This is a genomic window from Asanoa iriomotensis (assembly GCF_016862515.1).
Lineage (GTDB): Bacteria > Actinomycetota > Actinomycetes > Mycobacteriales > Micromonosporaceae > Asanoa > Asanoa iriomotensis.
Window position 1 is genome coordinate 38,431 of the sequence record NZ_BONC01000050.1, and the last position, 19,763, is coordinate 58,193.

16 protein-coding genes are annotated in these 19,763 nt (G+C 72.1%); 7 read left to right on the forward strand and 9 right to left on the reverse strand.

Translation table 11 applies throughout. From position 1 onward, the window contains the following. The first annotated feature begins 7 nt into the window (after nt 1-7). Nucleotides 8-955 (forward strand): RDD family protein, encoded by a 948-nt coding sequence (locus Air01nite_RS28645; RefSeq protein ID WP_203706438.1) that lies wholly within the window; start codon nt 8-10, stop codon nt 953-955. Here Air01nite_RS28645 and Air01nite_RS28650 read toward each other — a convergent pair. From Air01nite_RS28650 to Air01nite_RS28670, 5 genes are read right to left on the reverse strand one after another with little or no spacing between them, the layout of a single operon-like run. Next, entirely contained in the window at nt 952-2,256 is a 1,305-nt protein-coding gene (locus tag Air01nite_RS28650) for a DUF58 domain-containing protein (protein WP_203706439.1), read from the reverse strand. The genes Air01nite_RS28645 and Air01nite_RS28650 overlap by 4 nt on opposite strands. Continuing rightward, a complete protein-coding gene (locus Air01nite_RS28655; protein WP_203706440.1) occupies nt 2,256-3,233 on the reverse strand; it encodes an AAA family ATPase in 978 nt (325 codons plus the stop codon). Before Air01nite_RS28655 ends, Air01nite_RS28650 begins: the two co-directional genes overlap by 1 nt. Beyond that, nucleotides 3,230-4,603, reverse strand: a complete 1,374-nt coding sequence (locus Air01nite_RS28660; protein WP_203706441.1) for a DUF4350 domain-containing protein — start codon at nt 4,601-4,603, stop codon at nt 3,230-3,232. The genes Air01nite_RS28655 and Air01nite_RS28660 overlap by 4 nt, the downstream gene beginning before the upstream one ends. Then, nucleotides 4,600-5,181, reverse strand: coding sequence for a DUF4129 domain-containing protein (locus Air01nite_RS28665; protein WP_203706442.1), 582 nt, complete (start codon nt 5,179-5,181; stop codon nt 4,600-4,602). Before Air01nite_RS28665 ends, Air01nite_RS28660 begins: the two co-directional genes overlap by 4 nt. Continuing rightward, nucleotides 5,178-5,969, reverse strand: a complete 792-nt coding sequence (locus tag Air01nite_RS28670) for a hypothetical protein (RefSeq protein ID WP_203706443.1) — start codon at nt 5,967-5,969, stop codon at nt 5,178-5,180. Before Air01nite_RS28670 ends, Air01nite_RS28665 begins: the two co-directional genes overlap by 4 nt. A 241-nt stretch (nt 5,970-6,210) precedes the next feature. Here Air01nite_RS28670 and mtrA point away from each other — a divergent pair, with 241 nt between their 5' ends. The 5 genes from mtrA to hpf all read left to right on the forward strand — a co-directional run bounded on the left by mtrA (nt 6,211) and on the right by hpf (nt 11,978). Further along, complete coding sequence (gene mtrA, locus Air01nite_RS28675; protein WP_203706444.1) at nt 6,211-6,900, forward strand: MtrAB system response regulator MtrA; 690 nt, start codon at nt 6,211-6,213, stop codon at nt 6,898-6,900. 94 nt (nt 6,901-6,994) lie between these two features. Next, entirely contained in the window at nt 6,995-8,617 is a 1,623-nt protein-coding gene (mtrB, locus tag Air01nite_RS28680; RefSeq protein WP_239091033.1) for an MtrAB system histidine kinase MtrB, read from the forward strand. Continuing rightward, a complete protein-coding gene (locus tag Air01nite_RS28685; protein ID WP_203706446.1) occupies nt 8,614-10,386 on the forward strand; it encodes an LpqB family beta-propeller domain-containing protein in 1,773 nt (590 codons plus the stop codon). The genes mtrB and Air01nite_RS28685 overlap by 4 nt, the downstream gene beginning before the upstream one ends. 2 nt (nt 10,387-10,388) lie before the next feature. Further along, nucleotides 10,389-11,090, forward strand: coding sequence for a ComF family protein (locus tag Air01nite_RS28690; protein WP_203706447.1), 702 nt, complete (start codon nt 10,389-10,391; stop codon nt 11,088-11,090). Between the two features lie 252 nt (nt 11,091-11,342). Then, the gene (gene hpf, locus Air01nite_RS28695; protein ID WP_203706448.1) at nt 11,343-11,978 is read left to right on the forward strand and encodes a ribosome hibernation-promoting factor, HPF/YfiA family; all 636 of its coding nucleotides are present in this window, start codon (nt 11,343-11,345) and stop codon (nt 11,976-11,978) included. On the opposite strand, the gene Air01nite_RS28700 is transcribed toward hpf, so the two are convergent. From Air01nite_RS28700 to Air01nite_RS28715, 4 genes are all read right to left on the reverse strand, one after another. After that, nucleotides 11,967-13,379, reverse strand: coding sequence for a glutathionylspermidine synthase family protein (locus Air01nite_RS28700; protein WP_203706449.1), 1,413 nt, complete (start codon nt 13,377-13,379; stop codon nt 11,967-11,969). The two genes, hpf and Air01nite_RS28700, sit on opposite strands and share 12 nt — an antisense overlap. Before the next feature lies 1 nt (nt 13,380). Then, nucleotides 13,381-13,782: a hypothetical protein gene (locus Air01nite_RS28705; protein WP_203706450.1), complete on the reverse strand. Its 402-nt coding sequence runs from the start codon at nt 13,780-13,782 to the stop codon at nt 13,381-13,383. A 70-nt stretch (nt 13,783-13,852) separates the two neighbouring features. Further along, entirely contained in the window at nt 13,853-14,971 is a 1,119-nt protein-coding gene (locus tag Air01nite_RS28710; protein ID WP_203706451.1) for a GNAT family N-acetyltransferase, read from the reverse strand. Then, nucleotides 14,968-16,143 carry a GNAT family N-acetyltransferase gene (locus tag Air01nite_RS28715; protein ID WP_203706452.1) on the reverse strand — a complete coding sequence of 392 codons (1,176 nt, stop codon included), beginning with the start codon at nt 16,141-16,143 and terminating at the stop codon, nt 14,968-14,970. The genes Air01nite_RS28710 and Air01nite_RS28715 overlap by 4 nt, the downstream gene beginning before the upstream one ends. A gap of 162 nt (nt 16,144-16,305) precedes the next feature. Here Air01nite_RS28715 and secA point away from each other — a divergent pair, with 162 nt between their 5' ends. Then, nucleotides 16,306-19,206, forward strand: coding sequence for a preprotein translocase subunit SecA (gene secA, locus Air01nite_RS28720; RefSeq protein ID WP_203706453.1), 2,901 nt, complete (start codon nt 16,306-16,308; stop codon nt 19,204-19,206). The last annotated feature ends 557 nt before the right edge of the window (nt 19,207-19,763 follow it).

Here is a 19,763-nt window from a genome sequence, read left to right on the forward strand (position 1 = left end):
TGTCCGGGTGACCGCGCAACCTCACTCCACCGACCGGCTCGTCACGGGCGAGGCCGTCGAGCTCGAGGTGCGCGCGGCGCGGGCGGGTTCGCGGATCTCCGCGCTGCTGCTCGACCTGATCGCGATGGTCGCCATCGGGCTGGTGCTGACCCTGGCCGGCTCGATGTTGATGTCCACCCTGCCGGTCGACTTCGACGCGGCCACCCTGCAGGGCATCTCGGTGGTCGCCACGGTCCTGCTGCTGGTCGGCTACCCGGTGACCTGCGAGACGCTGTTCCGCGGGCGGACGCTCGGCAAGGCCGCGCTGGGCCTGCGGGTGGTCCGCGACGACGGTGGCCCGGTGCGGCTGCGGCACGCGCTGACCCGCAGCCTGGTCGGCGTCGCCACCGAGTGGCCGGGCGTGCTGCTGCCGCCGGTCACCTGGCTGGCCGCGCTCACCACCATGCTCAGCAACCCGCGCGGCAAGCGCCTCGGCGACCTGGTCGCCGGCACGATGGTGCTGCACGAGCGCACGCCGGCGAGCTGGGGCTGGGTCCCCGGCATGCCGGAGCCGCTCGCCGGCTGGGCGCGCACGCTCGACCTGACCAACGTCTCCGACGAGCTGGCCCTGTCGGTGCGACACTTCCTGGCCCGGGGCCGCGAGCTGCGCGAGCCGGCCCGCACGGAGCTCGGCCGGGCGTTGGCCGCCGAGCTGGCCGCGGTCACGACGCCGCCGCCACCGCCCGGGGTGCCGGGGTGGGCCTATCTGGCCGCGGTGATCGCCGAACGGCACCGGCGGGCCCGGTTCCGCCTGAGCCGGGCGCGCGCGGTGAGCGCCGCGATCTGGCCCGACCTCGCGCCGCGCCCGGTCGAGGTGCCACCGCAGACCGCGGTGGCCTTCCAGCCGCTCGTGCGCTCCGCCTTGCCGTCCAATGCGGACACGCCACCGCTGGGCTGGCCGACCACCGGCTTCTAGAGGCGCGCCAGCGCCTTCAACGTGAGGTACGCGTCGGCGACCGCGCCCGCGAACTCGGTTGCCGGTGCGTCGACCACCTCGACGCCGCCCCGGCGCAGCGCGGCCGCCACCCGGTCGCGTTCGGCGAGCGCGCGGTGCCCCGCCGCCGCGGCGTAGACGTCCGCGGCCGTCGCCGGCTTCCGGGTGGTCAGGTCGCGCAGCACCGGGTCGTGGGTGGCCGCCACGATCACCTTGTGCCGGGCCACCAGCCTGGGCAGCACCGGCAGCAGGCCCTCGCCGAGCGCGCCCGGCTCGAGCGCGGTGAACAGCACGATCAGCGCCCGCTTCCGCTCCCGCCGCAGCACCTCGCCGACAACCAGTTCGAAGTCGGTCTCGACCAGGGCGGGCTGCAACGGTGCGAGCGCGTTGACCAGCCGGGCGAGCAGCACCTGGCGGCCGCTGCCGGCGACGGACGCCCGCACGGCGGTGTCCACGGCCAGCAGGTCCACCTGGTCGCCGGCCCGGGACGCCAGCGTGGCCAGCAGCAGCGCCGCGTCCATCGCGGCGTCCAGCCGGGGCTCGTCGCCGATCCGGACGGCGGAGGTGCGGCCCGTGTCGAGCACGCAGACGACCCGGCGGTCGCGCTCGGGCCGCCAGGTGCGGACCATGACGTCCGTGCGGCGGGCGCTGGCCCGCCAGTCGATCGAGCGGACGTCGTCGCCGATCACGTACTCGCGCAGCGCGTCGAACTCCGTGCCCTGGCCCCGGCCGCGGGTCACGATCGTGCCGTCGAGCACGCGCAGCCGCGCGGTCTTCTCCGGCAGCAGCACCCGGGACGCGAACCGGGGCAGCACCCGCACCCGCCAGGGCGGTGTCGCCGGTCGCCCGGCGAGCTGGCGGAACGCCAGGCCGAGCGGGCCGTGCGAGCGCACCGTGACCCGGACCGCCGGCCGGTCGCCACGCCTGCTCGGGGTCAGCACGGCGTCCAGGGTCACGCTGCTGGCCGGCGGCACGGTCACCCGCCCGGCGGGAGTCACGGCGCCGGCCGAGGGCACCCAGGCGTCGCGGACGTCGGCGCGCAGCGTGCGCGCGCCGTTGTTGCGCACCCGCAGCCGCACGGTCGCCGACTGTCCTAACCGGACCGTCGCGTCGCCGCTGCGGGCCAGGGCGACGTCCCGCAGCGACGCGGCGAGGGCGAAGTCGACGCCCGCCGCGGCGAGCACGAGGAAGCCGGCGACCGCGGCGGCCCACCACGGCGCCGCCCACAGCGGCATGGTGAGCGCGGCGACGCCGAGCAGCAGGGCCGTCCGCCAACTGACCATCAGCGCGGCGTGGGCACGGTGCCGAGCACCGCGTCGAGGATCTGGTCGACGGTCACGCCCTCGAGCTCGGCCTCGGGCCGCAGCCGCACCCGGTGGCGCAGCGTCGACCGGGTGACGGCCTTGACGTCGTCCGGCGTGACGTATTCCCGGCCGGCGAGCCAGGACCACGCCTTGGCCGCGCCGAGCAGCGCGGTGGCGCCGCGCGGCGACGCGCCCAGCTCGAGCGACGGGGAGATCCGGGTGGCCCGGCACAGGTCGACGATGTAGCCCAGCACCATGTCGACCACGCCGACCTGGCCGACCGCCTCGCGCGCGGCCGCCAGGTCCGCCGCGGTGGCCACCGGCTTGATCCCGGCGGCGGCCAGGTCGCGGGGGTTGAAGCCCTGGTGGTGCGCGCGCAGCACACCGAGCTCGTCGTCCCGGCTCGGCAGCGGCACGGCCAGCTTGAGCAGGAACCGGTCGAGCTGCGCCTCGGGGAGCGGGTAGGTGCCCTCGTACTCGATCGGGTTCTGGGTCGCGATCACCAGGAACGGCTCGGGCAGGGCCCGCGGCGCGCCCTCGACCGACACCTGGCGCTCCTCCATCGCTTCGAGCAGCGCCGACTGGGTCTTCGGCGGTGTCCGGTTGATCTCGTCGGCCAGCAGCAGGTTGGTGAACACGGGACCCTGGCGGAACGTGAACGCGGCGCCGTGCGGGTCGTAGATCAGCGAGCCGGTCACGTCACCGGGCATGAGGTCGGGCGTGAACTGCAGGCGCTTCATGTCGAGGTCGAGCGCCGCGGCGAACGACCGCACGAGCAGGGTCTTGGCGACACCTGGCACGCCTTCGAGCAGCACGTGCCCGCGGCAGAGCAGGCCGATCAGCAACCCGGTGACGATCGCGTCCTGCCCGACCACCGCCTTGGCGACCTCGGCGCGCAGCCGATGCAGGGCCACCCGGGGATCGGTCTCGGCGGTCGGTCCGGCGGCGAGGGTCACCGTGCTTCTCCTTGGTCGGGCCCGGTGCTCCCGGGCTGGGTGTCGCGGGATGGGACTCCGCCGACCTCGTCGGCGACCGCGTCGAGGCCGCGGGCGAGGTCGAGCAGGTCGTCGTCGTGGGTGGGCTCGGGGCCGTAGAGCAGCCGGTCGACCTGGTCCGCGTCGCGCCCGGTGCGCTGCGCGACGGCGGCGACCACCTCGGGCCGGGTGTGCTCGGGCTCCAGCCCGAGCGCCGGCTCGATCCGCCGCAGCGCGGCCTGCCGGAGCACGTCGGCGACCGGGCCGCGGGCCTTGGCCCGCTGGTAGAGGCGGCCGCGGCCGAGCACGGTCTCGCCGGAGCGCACCTCCACGGGCAGCGGCTCGCTGACCGCCGGCCCGAGCCGCCGGCCGGACCAGAGCAGCAGCAGGAGCAGCGCACCGGCGAAGGTCGCCAGCATCGCCCAGAGCCACGGTGGGAACGCGTCGCCCAACGGGTTGCCGGCGGCATCGCTGGGGCGCTCGCCGCCGTCGTCGCTGCCCGGAGCGCCGCCCTGGGGCCGCCCCGAGTCGCCCGGGTCGCCGCCGCCGTCGTCCCACTCGTAGGTCTCGTCGGCGGTCGGGTCGGGCGAGTCGGTGACGGGCGGCTTCGGTGGTTCGTAGCGCTCGTGCAGGTCGAGCCAGACGAGCCGGGTCCTGGTGGCCAACAGGCCGGCGGCGAACGCGCGGTTGTCGTGCTCGTCGCCGCGGTCGTTGCGGAACGCGTCGGCCGCGCCGACGACCACGAGCTCCGTCGGGGACGTCAGCCGCACCACGCCACTGGCGTAGCAGGCGTCGCGCTGGCCGCCGAAGGCCGGGTCGAAGCCGTACGCCTGGCGCCGGGCGGCCGCGTCGCCGGTCTCGACGATGCCGGGTATCGCGCAGCCGCCGGAGGACACGGATTGGGTGGCCCAGCGCCGCTGCCCGCGGGCCAGCGGCGCTCCGATGCCGCGCAAGGCCCGCGCCGGCGGATCCACCAACACCACCCGGGTGTACGGCGACAGCGAGTCGATGGCGTTGAGGGTCTGCGGATCGAGGAACTCGGCGGCCGGCACGAACAGCGTGGCGCCGTCGGCGTCGGCGAGGGCGGCGCGCGGGTCGGTGTGCCGGATCACCTCGACGCCGCGGTTGCGCACCACCTCGGCCAGGCGGGCGGAGCCGATCGGCGCGTCGCTGGCCGGCGAGAGGAAGTCGGTGTCGCCGGTGTCGGGCGTGTCGACGGCGTGCGCCACGAGCGTGACGACGAGCAACAGGGCGACCACACCGAACGGGATGAACACGCGCCGCCCGCGTCGCCAGCCCCGGCGCAGCGCCGCGACGCGCCCGCCTCGTGCGTCGGTCGTCGTCGCCGTCATGACTCACCCCGCCGGCTGGCGGGGACCCGAGCGCCGGACATCGCCCGGTCCACATCGGACGCGAAGCCCTTCATCGCGGCGTCGTCGTCGGCGGTGGCCGGCTTCTGCCCGTACCAGATGTCGGAGAAGACCGTGCCCGCTCCGCTGAGCGGCCGGTCGGTGGCCGGCGCGTTGTGGCCGGCCGCGGCCGCCAGCTCCGTGACCGTCCATCCTGGATGGTGATCGATCACCCGGCGGTCGACGAGCGACCGCACCATGGCGCGCAACCGTTCGCGTACGGCCTCGGCCCAGCGGCCCTGGGCGGCGAACTGGTCGGCGCGGGACACGAACGTCGCCGCCGGCAGGTCGGGCAGCACGTCGGGCTCCAGCGGCTCGGGCTCGGCCGCGGACTCGTCGGGATCGGTCGTCGCGGTCCGGCGGCGGCGCCGGGGCCACCGGAGCCGCAGCGTCCGCAACCGGGCCCACTGGGTCCAGACGACCGAGGCGAGCGCGGCCAGCAACAGGAGGATCAGCAGGAGCCAGCCGGGCGGCACGAGGTCGCCGACCGCCGCGACGGCCTCGGTCCACCAGCGGCTCATCGCCGCACCGCCAGCGGGTCGGCGGCGGCGCCGTAGCCGCGGCCGAGCGCGATGTCGAGACCCTCGGTGCGGAACCGGGTCTCCAGGTGCAGGGTCGCGGCGAGACAGGCGAGCGCGGCATAGGCCAGCGTGTTGACCGCCACCCGCATCCCGAAGAGCAGCACGCCCAGCGCCTCAGGGTGCAGCGGCACGAGTTGGTGGAGCAGGTTGCCGCCCAGAGTGCCGACCAACGTCCGGATCAGCCACCAGGTGAAGTAGGCGACCAGCAGGATCCACAGGCCGCGGCCGCCGGAGCGGCCGGCCAGCACGACACCCCGCCCGATCGCGCGGAACGGGTTGACCCGGTCGACGACCAGGGCCGGCACGGCCAGCGCGGTGAAGCCGAAGGCGAATGCCCAGAGTGGGCCGGCGAAGGACAGGGTCGCGACGACCACGCCGGCGAACAGCGCCAGCGCGACCGTGGCGACCGGGCGCAGGCCGCGCGGGTCGAGCGCGGCGCGGTTGTCCAGCGGGCGGCCGACCAGCAGGGCGCCCGCCGCCCGGGCCGCCGGCGCGGCCAGCAAGGCGATGATCACCGCCTCGAAGCCGGCACCGATGCACAGCACGGTCCAGGTCTGTGGAAAGTCGCGGTCCAGGTAGCGGAACGGGTCGGCCACGTCGAGCGACGCCCAGTCGCGCAGCGGCGCGAGGAGGAACTGCTCGCCGACCGCGAGGGCGGCCGCCACGGGCAGCAGGGCCGCCGCGTGCGCCCGCAGCACCAGCAGGGCGGCATCCAGCAGCTCACCCACCGTGAGGGGGCGCCGGGGGATGGCGGACGTGTCCAGGGTCGGCTCCGTGGAGGCTGCGGGATAGCGGTCATCGTGGCATGGCGCACGTCACGCCCGGGGACCGGACTGGCGGATATTGCGTACCTCCCGGCCCGGAAGCATGGGAAAAGACCGATTTGTAGGGACCCGTGACCGGGTCGGTGTCGATATTCCGCCGGCCGGCCGGTCACACCGCGATGAACCCGGATGGAATATTGGTGTCATGAGAGCCCGGGTTCTGGTTGTGGACGACGATCCCGCGTTGGCGGAGATGCTCGGCATCGTGCTGCGCAGCGAGGGTTTCCTGCCCTCGTTCGTGGCCGACGGCGAGCGTGCCCTGTCGGCGTTCCGGGAGAGTCGGCCCGACATCGTGCTGCTCGACCTGATGCTGCCTGGCATGAGCGGCATCGACGTCGCCAGGTCGATCCGGTCGGAGTCCGGTGTCCCGATCGTCATGCTGACCGCCAAGAGCGACACCGTCGACGTGGTGCTCGGGCTCGAGTCAGGCGCCGACGACTACGTGGTCAAGCCGTTCAAGCCCAAGGAGCTGGTCGCCCGGATGCGGGCCCGGCTGCGCCGGGGCGAGGACGCCGCGCCCGAGATGTTGACCATCGGGCCGCCCGGCAACCAGATCACCATCGACGTGCCGGCGCACACCGTGACCCGCGACGGCGACGAGGTCAAGCTCACCCCGCTCGAGTTCGACCTGCTGGTCGCGCTGGCCCGCAAGCCCCGCCAGGTGTTCACCCGCGAGGTCCTGCTGGAGCAGGTCTGGGGCTACCGGCACGCGGCCGACACCCGCCTGGTCAACGTGCACGTCCAGCGATTGCGCGCCAAGATCGAGCCCGACCCGGAACGGCCCGAGATCATCCTCACCGTGCGCGGCGTCGGCTACAAGGCTGGCACCGGATAATCTGGGCGTCACTGTGAGCGCAGCGTCACTCGGCGAGCACCTTCGATCGGCCCGGGCCCGTGCCCGGGTCCTTTGGGGTCGGCTCCTTCGGCAGGTGACGCTGCTGCTGGTGACCGCCGAGCACACCTGGCGCCGCTCGCTCCAGGTCCGCGTGGTCACCCTGACCCTGGTGGTGTCCAGCCTGCTGGTCGCGGTCTTCGCCTACGTGGTGGCTTACCGCAGCTCGTCGATCCTGCTCGAGCGGGCGAAGCAGTCGGTGACGGCGCAGATGGAGTTCGGCCGCGGCTACACCGAGGAACAGCTGGCCGTTTTCGGCAAGCCCTACGAGCCCAACGTCCAGGGCACGCTCCAGGACATCGTCTTCTATCTCGGTGGTGGCGACGCGCAGGACCCGGGCTCCGGGCTGGTCGTGGTGCAGGCCGAGGACGTCGTCGAGCTGCGGCCCGAGAAGTCCCGCAACGTCGACATGAGCGTCGTCGACCAGGTGCTCGGCCCCGACATCACCAGCGCGGTCGACGGCGGCGGGGTGGCGACCGCGATCCGGTCGGCCGACCTGGGTGCGGGCCAGGCGAAATACCTGGTCATGGGCACGCCCGTGGGCACCAAGTTCGGGCACGTCGAGCTCTACTACATCGAGCCGCTGACCACCCAGGACTCGGCGGCGACCCAGATCCGCACCACCGTGCTGGCCACCGGCGCGACGCTGGTGCTGCTGCTCGGGCTGCTCGCCGCGCTGGTGACACGGCTGGTCGTGCGCCCGGTCCGGGTCGCCGCGCGCACCGCGCAGCGGCTCTCGGCCGGCCTCCTCGACCAGCGCATGGCGGTCACCGGCGAGGACGACCTCGCGCTGCTCGCGGCCTCGTTCAACCAGATGGCGGCCAACCTGCAACGCCAGATCGTCCGGCTGGAAGACATGTCCCGCCTGCAGCGGCGGTTCACCTCCGACGTGTCGCACGAGCTGCGTACGCCCCTGACCACCGTCCGGATGGCGGCCGACCTGATCTTCGCCGAGCGCGACCGGTTCCCCGCCGACGTCTCCCGCACCGCCGAGATCCTGCAGACCGAGCTGGACAGGTTCGAGAGCCTGCTCACCGACCTGCTGGAGATCAGCCGCTACGACGCCGGCTTCGCCATGCTCGACGCCGAGCCGACCGACCTCGTGCCGCTGGTGCACAGGGCGGTCGAGCCGCTGCGCGGCCTGGCCGACCGGTGCGGTGTCGAGCTGCGGGTCGAGGTGCCGGCCGATCCGGTGATCGCCGACGTCGACCCGCGCCGGGTCGAGCGCATCCTGCGCAACCTGGTCGGCAACGCGGTCGAGCACGCCGAGCACCGGCCGGTCGACGTCCGTCTGGTGTCCGACGGGGTGGCGGCCGCGGTGGCGGTCCGCGACCGCGGAGTGGGGCTCAAGCCCGGCGAGGAGAAGCTGGTCTTCAACCGGTTCTGGCGGGCCGACCCGTCGCGGGCCCGGCAGACCGGCGGCACGGGGCTCGGCCTCTCGATCAGCATCGAGGACGCCCGCCTGCACGGCGGTTGGCTCGAGGCCTGGGGCGCGCCCGGTCAGGGCGCCCAGTTCCGGTTGACCCTCCCGGTCCGCGCCGGCGACCGGCTCACGGGCTCGCCGCTGCGGCTGGTGCCCGACGACGCCGACCTGCCCGCGTTGACGCCGCCGGTGCAGCCGCGCGCCATCGCACAGGCGCCCGCGGAGGTGCCCCGATGAGCGAGCGGGGTCAGCTGCGTCGCTTCGCCGGGTTGGTCGTCGCGAGTGGCTTGGTCGCGGGGCTGGTCGCCGGGTGCGGGATCCCTGACTACACCGAGGTCAAGGTCGACCGGGCCGGCCCGGTGTCCGGTTCCGACCAGCAGGCCGACCCGGAACTGGTGCCGCCGGACCGGCTGGCGGCGGCCGACATCCAGGGGTTCGTCGCCAACTACCTCACCGCGGCGGCCGGGGAGTTCGCTCCCGGTGGCAAGAGGGAACAGCGCGTCAGGGACTTCGTGGCCGGTGCGGCTCCCTCGCTCGACAACGTCAACGTGGTCGAGGTGCAGAGCATCGTCGTCAAGCCCAACGACACCGATGTCGAGCTCACGGTGCGGCATCTCGGCCGGCTCGACGGCCAGGGCAAGATCAGTCCGCCGGATGAGGGCACGACCCGCTACCAACTGCAGGTGAAGGCCGAGGAAGACGGCCGCTGGCGACTGACGAAGGTGCCGCCGGAAGCGTTGCTCGACTTCGACGCGCTGACCACCTACTACACCGAGCGCACGCTCTACTTCTGGAACCCCGACCATTCCGCCCTCGTGCCCGACCTGCGCTGGTTGCCGCGCGAGGTGCCGAACTCGCGGGTGCCGACCGAGTTGCTGGAGATGATCGAGGGCGGCCCGTCGCCCTGGCTCGGCAACGCGGTGTTGGGGCTGCCGGCCGACAGCAAGCTGCTGACCAACGCGCCGATCGACAACGACCTGCTGACCATGAACTGGTCGCCGGCGGTGGGCAATGACGAGCATGACTACCTCGCCCAGCAGGTGGCCTGGACCATGCGTGGGTCGGGCCTGAGCCCGCGCTGGCTGCAAATCAAGATCAACGGGCAGGCCCAGGCGAAGCAGGACGTCAACGATCTGCTCCGCCGCACGCCCTACCCGATCGACGCGGAGCCGCACGCCTACGCGATCCTCGACAAAAAGGTGAGCGCGCTGACCGAGCCAGCCGGCACGCCGGCGCCGGTCCCGCTGGCCGCCGCCCTCAATCAGAACGTGCGGTGGGCCGCGTTCAACCGCACCGCGAACGGGTACGACGCCGCGATCGTCAAGGGCGACAAGCTGCAGGTCGGTTCCGGGGCCGGCGCGGTTACCGAGCTGACCGAGGTGCCCGGTGTCGCGGCGGCCTCCCCGCCCGTCTGGCTGCCCAACTCCCGCATGGGCCTGGTGGTCGGCACCGACAAGCGGCTCTACGTCTTCGACGTCGACCGCACGGCGCGGAGGCTCGCGCCGACGGGTCTGCGCGACATCACCGCGGTGGCGGCGGCCCCTGACGGCCAGCGCATCGCGGTGATCGCCGGCGGCCGGGTCTACGTCCTGCCCCTCTCGATCACGGCGGAGGGGCTGAAACTCGTCGCGCCGCGCTCGGTGATCGCGCCGTTGCGCGACCTGAAAGCGGTCGCCTGGAGCGGCGAGAACTCGCTGTCGATCGCCGGCACCGACGGCTCCGAACGCCTGTCGATCATCGATGTCACGGTCGACAGCGCGCGACGCACCCCGCGCATCTACGACGCGCACGGCGACGTTGAAATGATCGCCGCCTACCCGGAGACGACCGCTCTCGGGCGCACCTCCAGCACGCTGCTCTACCAGGCGGACGGTGCGACGTGGCTCGCGCTCGGCACCTCGACCAAGTTGGGGCGTTCGGCGCTGGACGGGCCTGCGCCCACGCCGTCGGCGAGTTCCGACGGGCAGCCCCAGACCGAGCCGATCGCGCCGTTCTTCGTCTACTGACCATGTTCGCCGCGCTCGCCGACCTGGTGCTGCCGGCCGAGTGCGCGGGCTGCCGCACCCCGCACGTGCCCCTGCGCCGCGGCGCCTGTGCCGCCTGCGCGTCCGTTCTCGACGCCCTGCGACCCCGCTCGGTCCGCCCGGACCCGGCGCCGCGCGGGCTGCCGCCCTGCGTCGCGGCGGGCGAGTACGCCGGCCCGCTGCGCGAGACACTGCTCGCCTACAAGGAACGCGGCCGCGCCTCGCTCGCCACTCCGCTGGGCGCACTGCTCGCCGAGGCCGTGGCGACGGCCGCCGGCGGCACCCGCCGCCCGGTGCTCCTGGTGCCCGTCCCGTCGACGGCGGCCGCGATCCGCGAACGGCACGGCGACCACGTCCGCCGCCTCGCCGACCGCGCGGCGCGCACATTGCGCAGGGCCGGTTGGCCCGCGGCGGTGATTCGACCGGTGCGCGCGTTGCCCAAGCCGGACGCCACCCACCTCGACAGTGCGCAACGCGCAATTGCCGCAGCCGCAGCGTTCCAGCCTCAATCGACGCGATTGCCGCGCGCCCGCCGGGCCGCCGCGGGCCGCACAGTGGTCATCGTCGACGACATCGTGACGACCGGCGCGACACTCGCCGCGTTGGCCGCGATCCTGGCGCGCGCCGAGATTCCCGTGAACGCCGCCGCCCTAATCGCAGCGACACGCAAACGTCACCCTCAGTAGATCCGTTTTCACCCGATCGCGCCTACTGGGCGAAACTTCTCCGAACCCTCGGCCTGACAGGGGGTGACTGAAACGCCAACCGGCGTTAGCGTGAAATTCACCGGGGTAGGACTGTGGTCCAAGCCCCGAGGGGATCCGCATCCGAAAGGAGGCGCACCGTCAGGTCGGTCGACGCCCAGGGTCCGAAAGCCGCGGCGTTGCCGACCTCTCATTCACTCCGCAATCAGCTCAGATCGTTGTGGGAGGTAACGCGTGGACATCGTCGTCAAGGGCCGAAACGTTGAGGTGCCCGATCATTTCCGGATTCATGTCGCCGACAAGCTGGCGAAGGTCGAGCGCTACGACCAGAAGTTGATCCGGGTCGACGTCGAACTATTCCACGAGCGCAATCCGCGCCAGTCCGACCACTGTCAGCGCGTGGAGATCACGTGCGCGTCCCGTGGACCGGTGGTCCGGGCCGAGGCTTGCGCCTCCGACTTCTACGCCGCGCTGGACCTGGCCATCACCCGGCTGGACAGCCGCCTGCGCCGAGCCGCCGACCGGCGGCGCGTACACCGGGGTCGCACTCCGGTTTCCGTCGCGGAGCACACGGCCGGTCTCCCGTCAGCCAACCCAGGCGTTCCCGCGGCACGGCGGTCGCGCACGGCCGTGCTCGAGGACGCGGCCGACCGCTACGCGGTGCCGGAGGACGAACAGGACGACCAGCCCTGGCACATCGCGCGGGTCAAGGAGCACCCGGGCGAGCCGATGACGGTCGACGACGCGCTCTTCCAGATGGAGCTCGTCGGACACGACTTCTATCTCTTCCACGACAAGGAAAGCGGTCAGCCCAGCGTGGTCTACCGCCGCAAGGGATACGACTACGGGATCATCTCGCTACAGGTGTGACCCGATCGTGTGCGGGACGAAGTGGGCGTCGTCGCGGGTGATCAGCCCGTCGACGCCCACGCCCTCCCGGATGCCCATGCCCGCCGGCTCGCCGTCGACCATCCAGACGCCGAGCACGGGGTGGCACCCGCCCTCGGCCGCCGGGTAGGACGGCAGCTCGCACAATTCCTGATAGACGAAGCCCTCGGCGCCGTAGTCACCCGTGTTGGCGACCAGCGGCACGTTGTCGCGCACGAGCTCGATGTTGGCTCCCTCGCGAGACCAGATCGGCTTCTTCGCGTACGAGGTGAGCGAGGCGGGCTTCTCGAAGTAGGCCGGCAGCAACAGCTCGCCTTCGGGCTTGTCCCCGAACAGCTCCCAGAGCACCGGCAGCAGGCCCTTGTTGGACCACAGGGCGGCCGTGTACGGCGGCTCGATCCAGACCGTGCCGCGCTTGCTCGGGTCGGCCATGTTCCGGAAGATCGGCCGGCCGCCCTCCTCGTGCCAGAGCCATTCCCACGGGTAGAGGATGAAGATCACGTCGATCTGCGCACCGACCTCGAACTGCGCGCGCTGGAACCGGATGCTGCCGTCGACCTCGTCGACGCCGATCTGGCTCATCGCGATCAGCTCGGTCGGGAAGCCGGCCTGGTGCGCCGTCTCCATCAGGTAGGCGACGTTCATCCGGTCCTCGCCGGAGGTCTCGCTGGTCTCGTACGCGAAGTAGATCGTCGGTCGCTCCGGCAGCCACGGTCGCGCCGCGCGCAGCTCCGCCATGTTGCGCTGCCACGCCTGCACAAGCTGCTCGTGCACGGCGTTCCACTGCCGTTCGGGGTGGTGGGTCTGCGCGGTCTGCTCCAGCCACGACCACTGGATCACGGCGCTCTCGAGCAGGGCGGTCGGCGTCTGCGCGTTGAACTCCAGGAGCTTCGGCTTGCTGCCCTTGCCCGCGTACCAGAGGTCGAACCGCCCGTAGACGCTCGGCGAGTAGTCCGGGCCCTGCGGCGTGTGCGCGTGCGTGCCGAACAGGTCCTTGTCGGCGTGGGTCCACGCTTCCTTGTCACCGTCGAACCAGGTGCGGATCACCTGCTCGTGCACGTACTCCGGAATGCCGATCTTCGCCATGAGGCAGGTGTCCGGCCAGCACTCGGCGGACAGGTAGGCCTCCCGGCGCACCGCCCGGTCCCGGCGCGGGCAGCCGGCGACGATGTGGTCGCCCGCCTCCACGCACATCCGGTGCAGGGTGGCCGCCGCCTGCTCGAGCTCGAGGATCTCGTCGAGGTCGAAGTCGTAGAACGGACCCTCGCGCCAGTACGACAGCGTGCGGCCGTCGGCCAGCGGAGTGGCGTTGTAGGTCAGCCCGAGGGCAGCGTTGCTCTGCTCCCAAGCCGGCCGCTGGACACCATGCGCGACCCGCCGCACCTCAGCCGCCGGACGACTTGCTGCCGCCGCTGCTGCTGCCGCCGCCCTTGCCGACCACGCTGGACTTCACCGTGCCGTTGCTGACCCGGCCGGTGGCCGGCAGGCCCCACGCGGTGCGCTGCGCGGCGTCGTTGTAGGCGAACTTCGAGCCGCCCGAGGGCAGCTTCGCGCCGGGCTTGAGGCCCTTCTTGTAGTTCGGCGAGTGCGCCCAGAAGAAGAAACCGCCACGGCCGTCGCCGTCGTCGTCGCAGTCGTCCTCGTCGACGATGTTGTCGTTCTGGTCGACGCAGTAGAACGTGTGGTCGTCGTCGGCCGAGTCGCAGGCGGCCAGGCCACCCGCGGCCAGGCCGAGGAACGCGGCGCCCAGCACGACGCGCGCGGTGTTGCGCCGCCGAGCAGTCATCATCATCTCCCAGGTCCCCGCTGCAAGTGGGCTCACCTTAATAGACGCCCGCAACCATGGGGATGTCCGTTCAGCTGGTCTCGCGGAGATCACCGGGCAGGAGCGCCCAGAGGATGTCGTCGATCCGGCCGCCGGCGATGCCTGGGAGGCGGTTGCGCTGGTAGCCCTCGCGCAGGAAGCCGGCCGACTCCAGCACCTTCTGGGAGCCGGCGTTGGCCGGGTTGGTGCCGGCGATCAGCCGCGCGATCGCGGTGTTGTCGAACGCCCACCGGGCCACCAGTGCGGTCGCCCGGCGGGCGAAGCCGCGGCCGCGGAACGCCGGGAGCACGCAGTAGCCGATCATCGCCTGGGCGGTCGGCGGCTCCTGGTAGTAGAGCCCGATGTCGCCGGCCGGCGCGCCGGTGGCGGCGTCCACCATCACCAGGTCGGCCCGCTCGCCGAGCAGCCAGCGGCTCTGTGCCCGGGCGCAGCGGAGCTCGATCTCCTCGCGGTCGGGCACCAGCGGCGGCACGTGCGACGCGACGATGTCCGGGGTGCTCATCAGCTCGAGATAGAAGTCGACGTCGTCCGGCGCGGCCGGGCGCAGGGCGAGGACGCCGTCGGTGAGCCGGCCGTCCGGCAGGTCGGGCAGCGCGCGGGCGACCGGCCCGGCGGGGTCGCCGGCCAGTCGCGCGAAGACCGCCACGTCGCGGCGCGAACCGTCGCTGTTGAACGCGGCGCCCCGGCGGGCACCCTCGGGTCCGAAGCCGGCGGCCAGCGCGATGCGTACGCTCTTCGGATTCGCCCAGTCGGCCAGGATCTCGAGCCGGTGGAACCCGTCGGCGAACGCGTGCTCGGCGAGCAACCGCGTCGCGGCCGTGGTGACGCCTCGGCCCCGCGCCCAGGGCGCCGCCCAGTAGCCGAGCTCACCCTGGGCCCGGTCGGCGTCGACGTGGCTCAGGCCGATCGTGCCGAGCAGCCGGTCGCTCGCCGGGTCGGCGATCGCGTAGTTGGCGCCGCCCGCCGCCCAGGCCGCCGGCTCCGCGTCGCGCAGCCAGGCCAGCGCGTCGTCGCGGGTGTAGGGCCGGGGCAGCCGCGGCAGGAACCGCTGGGTCTCCGGGTCGGCACAGGCGGCCGCGATGTCGTCGGCGTCGTCTTCGCGGAAGGGGCGCAGCCGTACGCCCGCCGCCTCGATGGTTTCGGGTTTCATGCCGTTGCCTTCCCGTTGAACGGCACATCGGACGCTAACAGCGCGGCCGTCCACGCGTCGATCCGCTCACCCCGGTGGTCCAGGTAGGCCCGGTTGGTGCCCTCGAACGTGAAGCCCGCCTTCTCGGCGACCCGCCGGGACGCCTCGTTGCCGACATTGGCCCACCAGCCGATCCGGTGGACGCCGAGCGCGGTGAAGCCCCACGCGCAGACCGCGGCGAGGGCGGCGGACGCGAAACCACGACCGCGGGCCTGCGGCGGCACCACGAACCCGACGTCGGCCAGCGCGGCGCGGGTGGGGTGCAGGCGCAGTTCCATCAGGCCGGCGTACGCGTCGTCCACCGGATCGCCGATCGCGAAGAGCGCACCGGCGCCGCGCAGCCACACGCCGGTGGCGTAGTCGCGGACGAAGCCCTCGCCGTGGTCCCGGCGGTAGGGGTGCGGGATGGTGGTCCAACGAACCGTCTCCGGGTCGTTGGACGTCGCGGTGATCGGGTCGATGTCGCGCTCCTCGAGCGGGCGCAGCTTGATCTCGCCGGTGGGTGTGGCGGCGAACAGGTCGGGCTGGGGGCGGCTGAACGCGGCGGCACGGCGGGCCTCGGGAGAGCCGGGGCCGGCCACGCCGGGGTCGGTCGGGTCGCCGGAGAGCAGCGAGCCGACCCAGGAGTCCCGGCGGCCTCCGTCGCGGTCCTGAACGTCGTGGCGGGCGGTGCCCTCCATCGTGAAGCCGCAGCGCAGCGCGACCAGGCGGGACGCGTGGTTGCCGACCTCGGCGCGCCAGACGAGCCGGCGTACGCCCAACTCTTCGATCGCCCACCGGGCCACCGCGCGGGTGGCGGCGGTGGCCGACCCCCGACCGCGCGCCCAGGGTGCGGTCCAGTAGCCGATCTCGGCGATGGCGCGGTCGGCGCTCAGCGCGATCAAACCGGACGAACCGACCAACTCGCCGGTGGCCTGGTCGAACACGCCGAGCGGCGCGCCGGTGCCGTTCTTCCAGTGGGCGGGTGCAAGCTCGGAGACGAAGAAGTCGGCGTGCTCGCGGCGGTACGGCACCGGAACGGAGGTCCAGCGCTGGATGTCGGGATCCTGGCAGGCCCGCTCCACCTCGGCGGCGTCCTGCGGGCGCCAGGCGCGGATGACCAAACCGTCTTCGCTGATCTTCGGCGCTTCCACGCGGTCATCCTGCCGGACGCTTCTCCCAGGGCATAACCGGATTTCTTCCTGCGTTAGCTTCGTTATGTCCGGTATAACCTGCTCGTCGGGAACCGCCCCTGACAGTCACCCACGAGGAGCGCCTACCATAGTTCGGCAGACCGTCTAGGGGAGCGTTGATCCGTGTCGATTCTGGAAAAGTTCCTTCGTGCGGGCGAAGGACGCATGCTGCGCCGCCTCAAGGCCATCGCGGCTGCGGTCAACTCGATCGAGGACGACTACGTCAACCTCACCGATGAAGAGCTCCGCGACCTGACCTTCCAATACCGGGAGCGGTTGGCCGAGGGTGAGACCCTCGACGACCTGCTGCCCGAAGCTTTCGCGACCGCCCGTGAGGCGGCCGCCCGGGTGCTGGGCCAGCGCGCCTACGACGTGCAGATCATGGGCGGCGCCGCGTTGCACTTCGGCAACATCTCGGAGATGAAGACCGGTGAGGGCAAGACCCTGACCGGCGTCTTCCCCGCCTACCTCAACGGCCTCTCCGGCAACGGCGTGCACGTCATCACCGTCAACGACTACCTGGCGCAACGTGACGCCGAGTGGGTCGGGCGGGTGCACGAGTTCCTCGGCCTGACGGTGGGCGTCGTGCTGCCCAACCGGCCGTCGACCGAGCACCGGGCCGCCTATGAGTGCGACATCACCTACGGCACCAACAACGAGTTCGGCTTCGACTACCTGCGCGACAACATGGCGTGGTCCAAGGACGAGCTGGTGCAGCGGGGCCACAACTTCGCGATCGTCGACGAGGTCGACTCGATCCTGATCGACGAGGCGCGCACGCCGCTGATCATCTCCGGCCCGGCCGAGCACTCGGCCCGCTGGTACTCCGAGTTCTCCGCGGTCGTCAACCGGCTCCAGGTCGGCAAGGACGGCGAGGGCGACTACGAGGTCGACTACGCCAAGCGCACGATCGCGATCACCGAGCGCGGCGTGGCCAAGGTCGAGGACCGCCTCGGCATCGACAACCTCTACGAGTCGGTCAACACGCCGCTCGTCGGCTACCTCAACAACGCGATCAAGGCCAAGGAGCTCTACAAGCGCGACAAGGACTACATCGTCAACGACGGCGAGGTCCTGATCGTCGACGAGTTCACCGGCCGCATCCTGCACGGCCGTCGCTACAACGAGGGCATGCACCAGGCGATCGAGGCCAAGGAAGGCGTCGAGATCAAGCAGGAGAACCAGACTCTTGCCACGATCACGCTCCAGAACTACTTCCGGCTGTACGAGAAGCTGGCGGGCATGACCGGCACGGCGCAGACCGAGGCCGGCGAGTTCAACAAGGTCTACAACGTCGGCGTGGTCTCGATCCCGACCCACCGCCCGATGGTCCGCGTCGACCGCCCCGACGTCATCTACAAGACCGAGAAGGCCAAGTTCAACGCGGTCGTCGAGGACATCGCCGAGCGGCACGCGCTGGGCCAGCCGATCCTGGTCGGCACAGTCTCGGTGGAAAACTCCGAGATCCTGTCGCAGCTCCTGCGCCGCCGCGGCATCCCGCACTCGGTCCTCAACGCGAAGTTCCACGCCAAGGAAGCCGAGATCATCGCGCAGGCGGGCCGCCGCGGCGCGGTGACGGTCGCGACGAACATGGCCGGCCGAGGCACCGACATCCTACTCGGCGGCAGCGCCGAGCACCTGGCCGCGGCCGAGCTGACCCAGCGGGGCCTCGACCCGGTCGAGCACGAGGACGACTACGCCAAGGCGTTCGAGGAGATCCTGCCGCGCTGGAAGCAGCACTGCGACTCCGAGGCCGACGAGGTGGTCGACGCCGGCGGCCTCTACGTGCTCGGCACCGAGCGCCACGAGTCGCGCCGCATCGACAACCAGCTCCGCGGCCGTTCCGGCCGGCAGGGCGACCCGGGCGAGTCCCGGTTCTACCTGTCGCTGCAGGACGAGCTCATGCGCCGCTTCCGCGCGGGCGCGGTCGAGGCCGTCATGGAGCGGTTCAACATCCCCGAGGACGTGCCGATCGAGTCGAAGATGGTGACCCGGCAGATCCGCAGCGCGCAGGCGCAGATCGAGGGCCAGAACGCCGAGATCCGCAAGAACGTCCTCAAGTACGACGAGGTGCTCAACAAGCAGCGCCAGGTCATCTACGCCGAGCGCAAGCGCGTCCTCGACGGTGAGGACCTGCACGAGCAGGTCCGCCACATGATCGACGACGTGACCGAGGCCTACGTCATGGGCGCGACCGCCGACGGCTACGCCGAGGACTGGGACCTCGACCAGCTCTGGTCCTCGCTGAAGCAGCTCTACCCGGTCGGCGTCACGATCGAGGACGTCGAGGAAGAGGCCGGTGGCGAGCGCAACAGCATCGACGCCGACTTCCTGCTCTCACGGATGAAGGACGACGCGCACAACGCGTACGACCGCCGCGAGGAAGAGCTCGGCACCGGCGCGGTCCGCCAGCTCGAGCGGATGGTGCTGCTCCAGGTCATCGACCGGAAGTGGCGCGAGCACCTCTACGAGATGGACTACCTGCAGGAGGGCATCAGCCTGCGGGCCTACGCGCAACGCGACCCGGTCGTCGAATACCAGCGCGAGGGCTTCGAGATGTTCGCGACGATGATGGACGGCATCAAGGAGGAGACGGTCGGTTTCCTCTACAACGTCGACGTCCAGGTCGAAGAGAAGCCGGCCCCGGAGCCGGCCGAGGGCGGCGCCCTCCCGATGCCGAGCGACGCCACGATCGAGATCAAGGGCAAGGGCCTTGGCCGCGCATCCCGCTCGCAGAGCGGCCTGCAATATTCGGCCCCCACAATCGACGGCGCCGCCGGCGGCGGCGGGGTAGCGGTCCAGCACACCCAGCCCCAGCCGCCGATGCAGCACGCACCGGCCCTGGGCGTGGGCGTCCCGGCTCCGACGACCGGCGACGACCGGCCGCGCCCATCGCCGGGCCGCCGCCCGTCCCCGGGCCGCGCGGCAGCACAGCCGAGCAACGGCCCGTCCCGCAACGCCCCGTGCCCGTGCGGCTCAGGCAAGAAGTACAAGCGCTGCCACGGCGCACCCACCGCCGGCTGACCCGCGCTGAGCTGATTCGAAAGCCCGCCCCCTTCCCGGGGGCGGGCTTTTCGATGCCGACCTCCTCCCTGTTGATGACATTGGCCCCGCTCTGCGGTCCCTGCGCAGCGGGCGCGCCGTTTCCTGCCTGCCGTCGACAACAGCCGGCGCCCACCGGCGGCAGGCTCCAACCCGGTTCCGCAGTGGTTTGGGTGGTTGTCCAATGGGGCGCGGATGGGCGGTGCCCGGTTGTTCTCCGTGGCGTAGGTCGGTGACGGTCCGTGCGTCGCTCGGCTTGGGTTCTGGTCCATGCGTCGCGCGGCTTGGGCTCTAGATGATCTATTCCAAGGGGATTGCGGGAGATTTGGGTGGCCGGTTGACCCTCTGCGTCTCGGGCTGTTCCGCTTCGGGTTGTCCGGGTCTGATCATGTGTGGCTGGTCAGCCCGGGATGGTGCGCGTCGAATGATCCGGTGCGGTTGGTCTGCGGGACACGCCGCCGGGTTACCTGATCCCGTACACCTGATCAGGTCGGTGGGGTTCTCGTGATCCGGTGATGTTCACACGATCATGGCCGGCG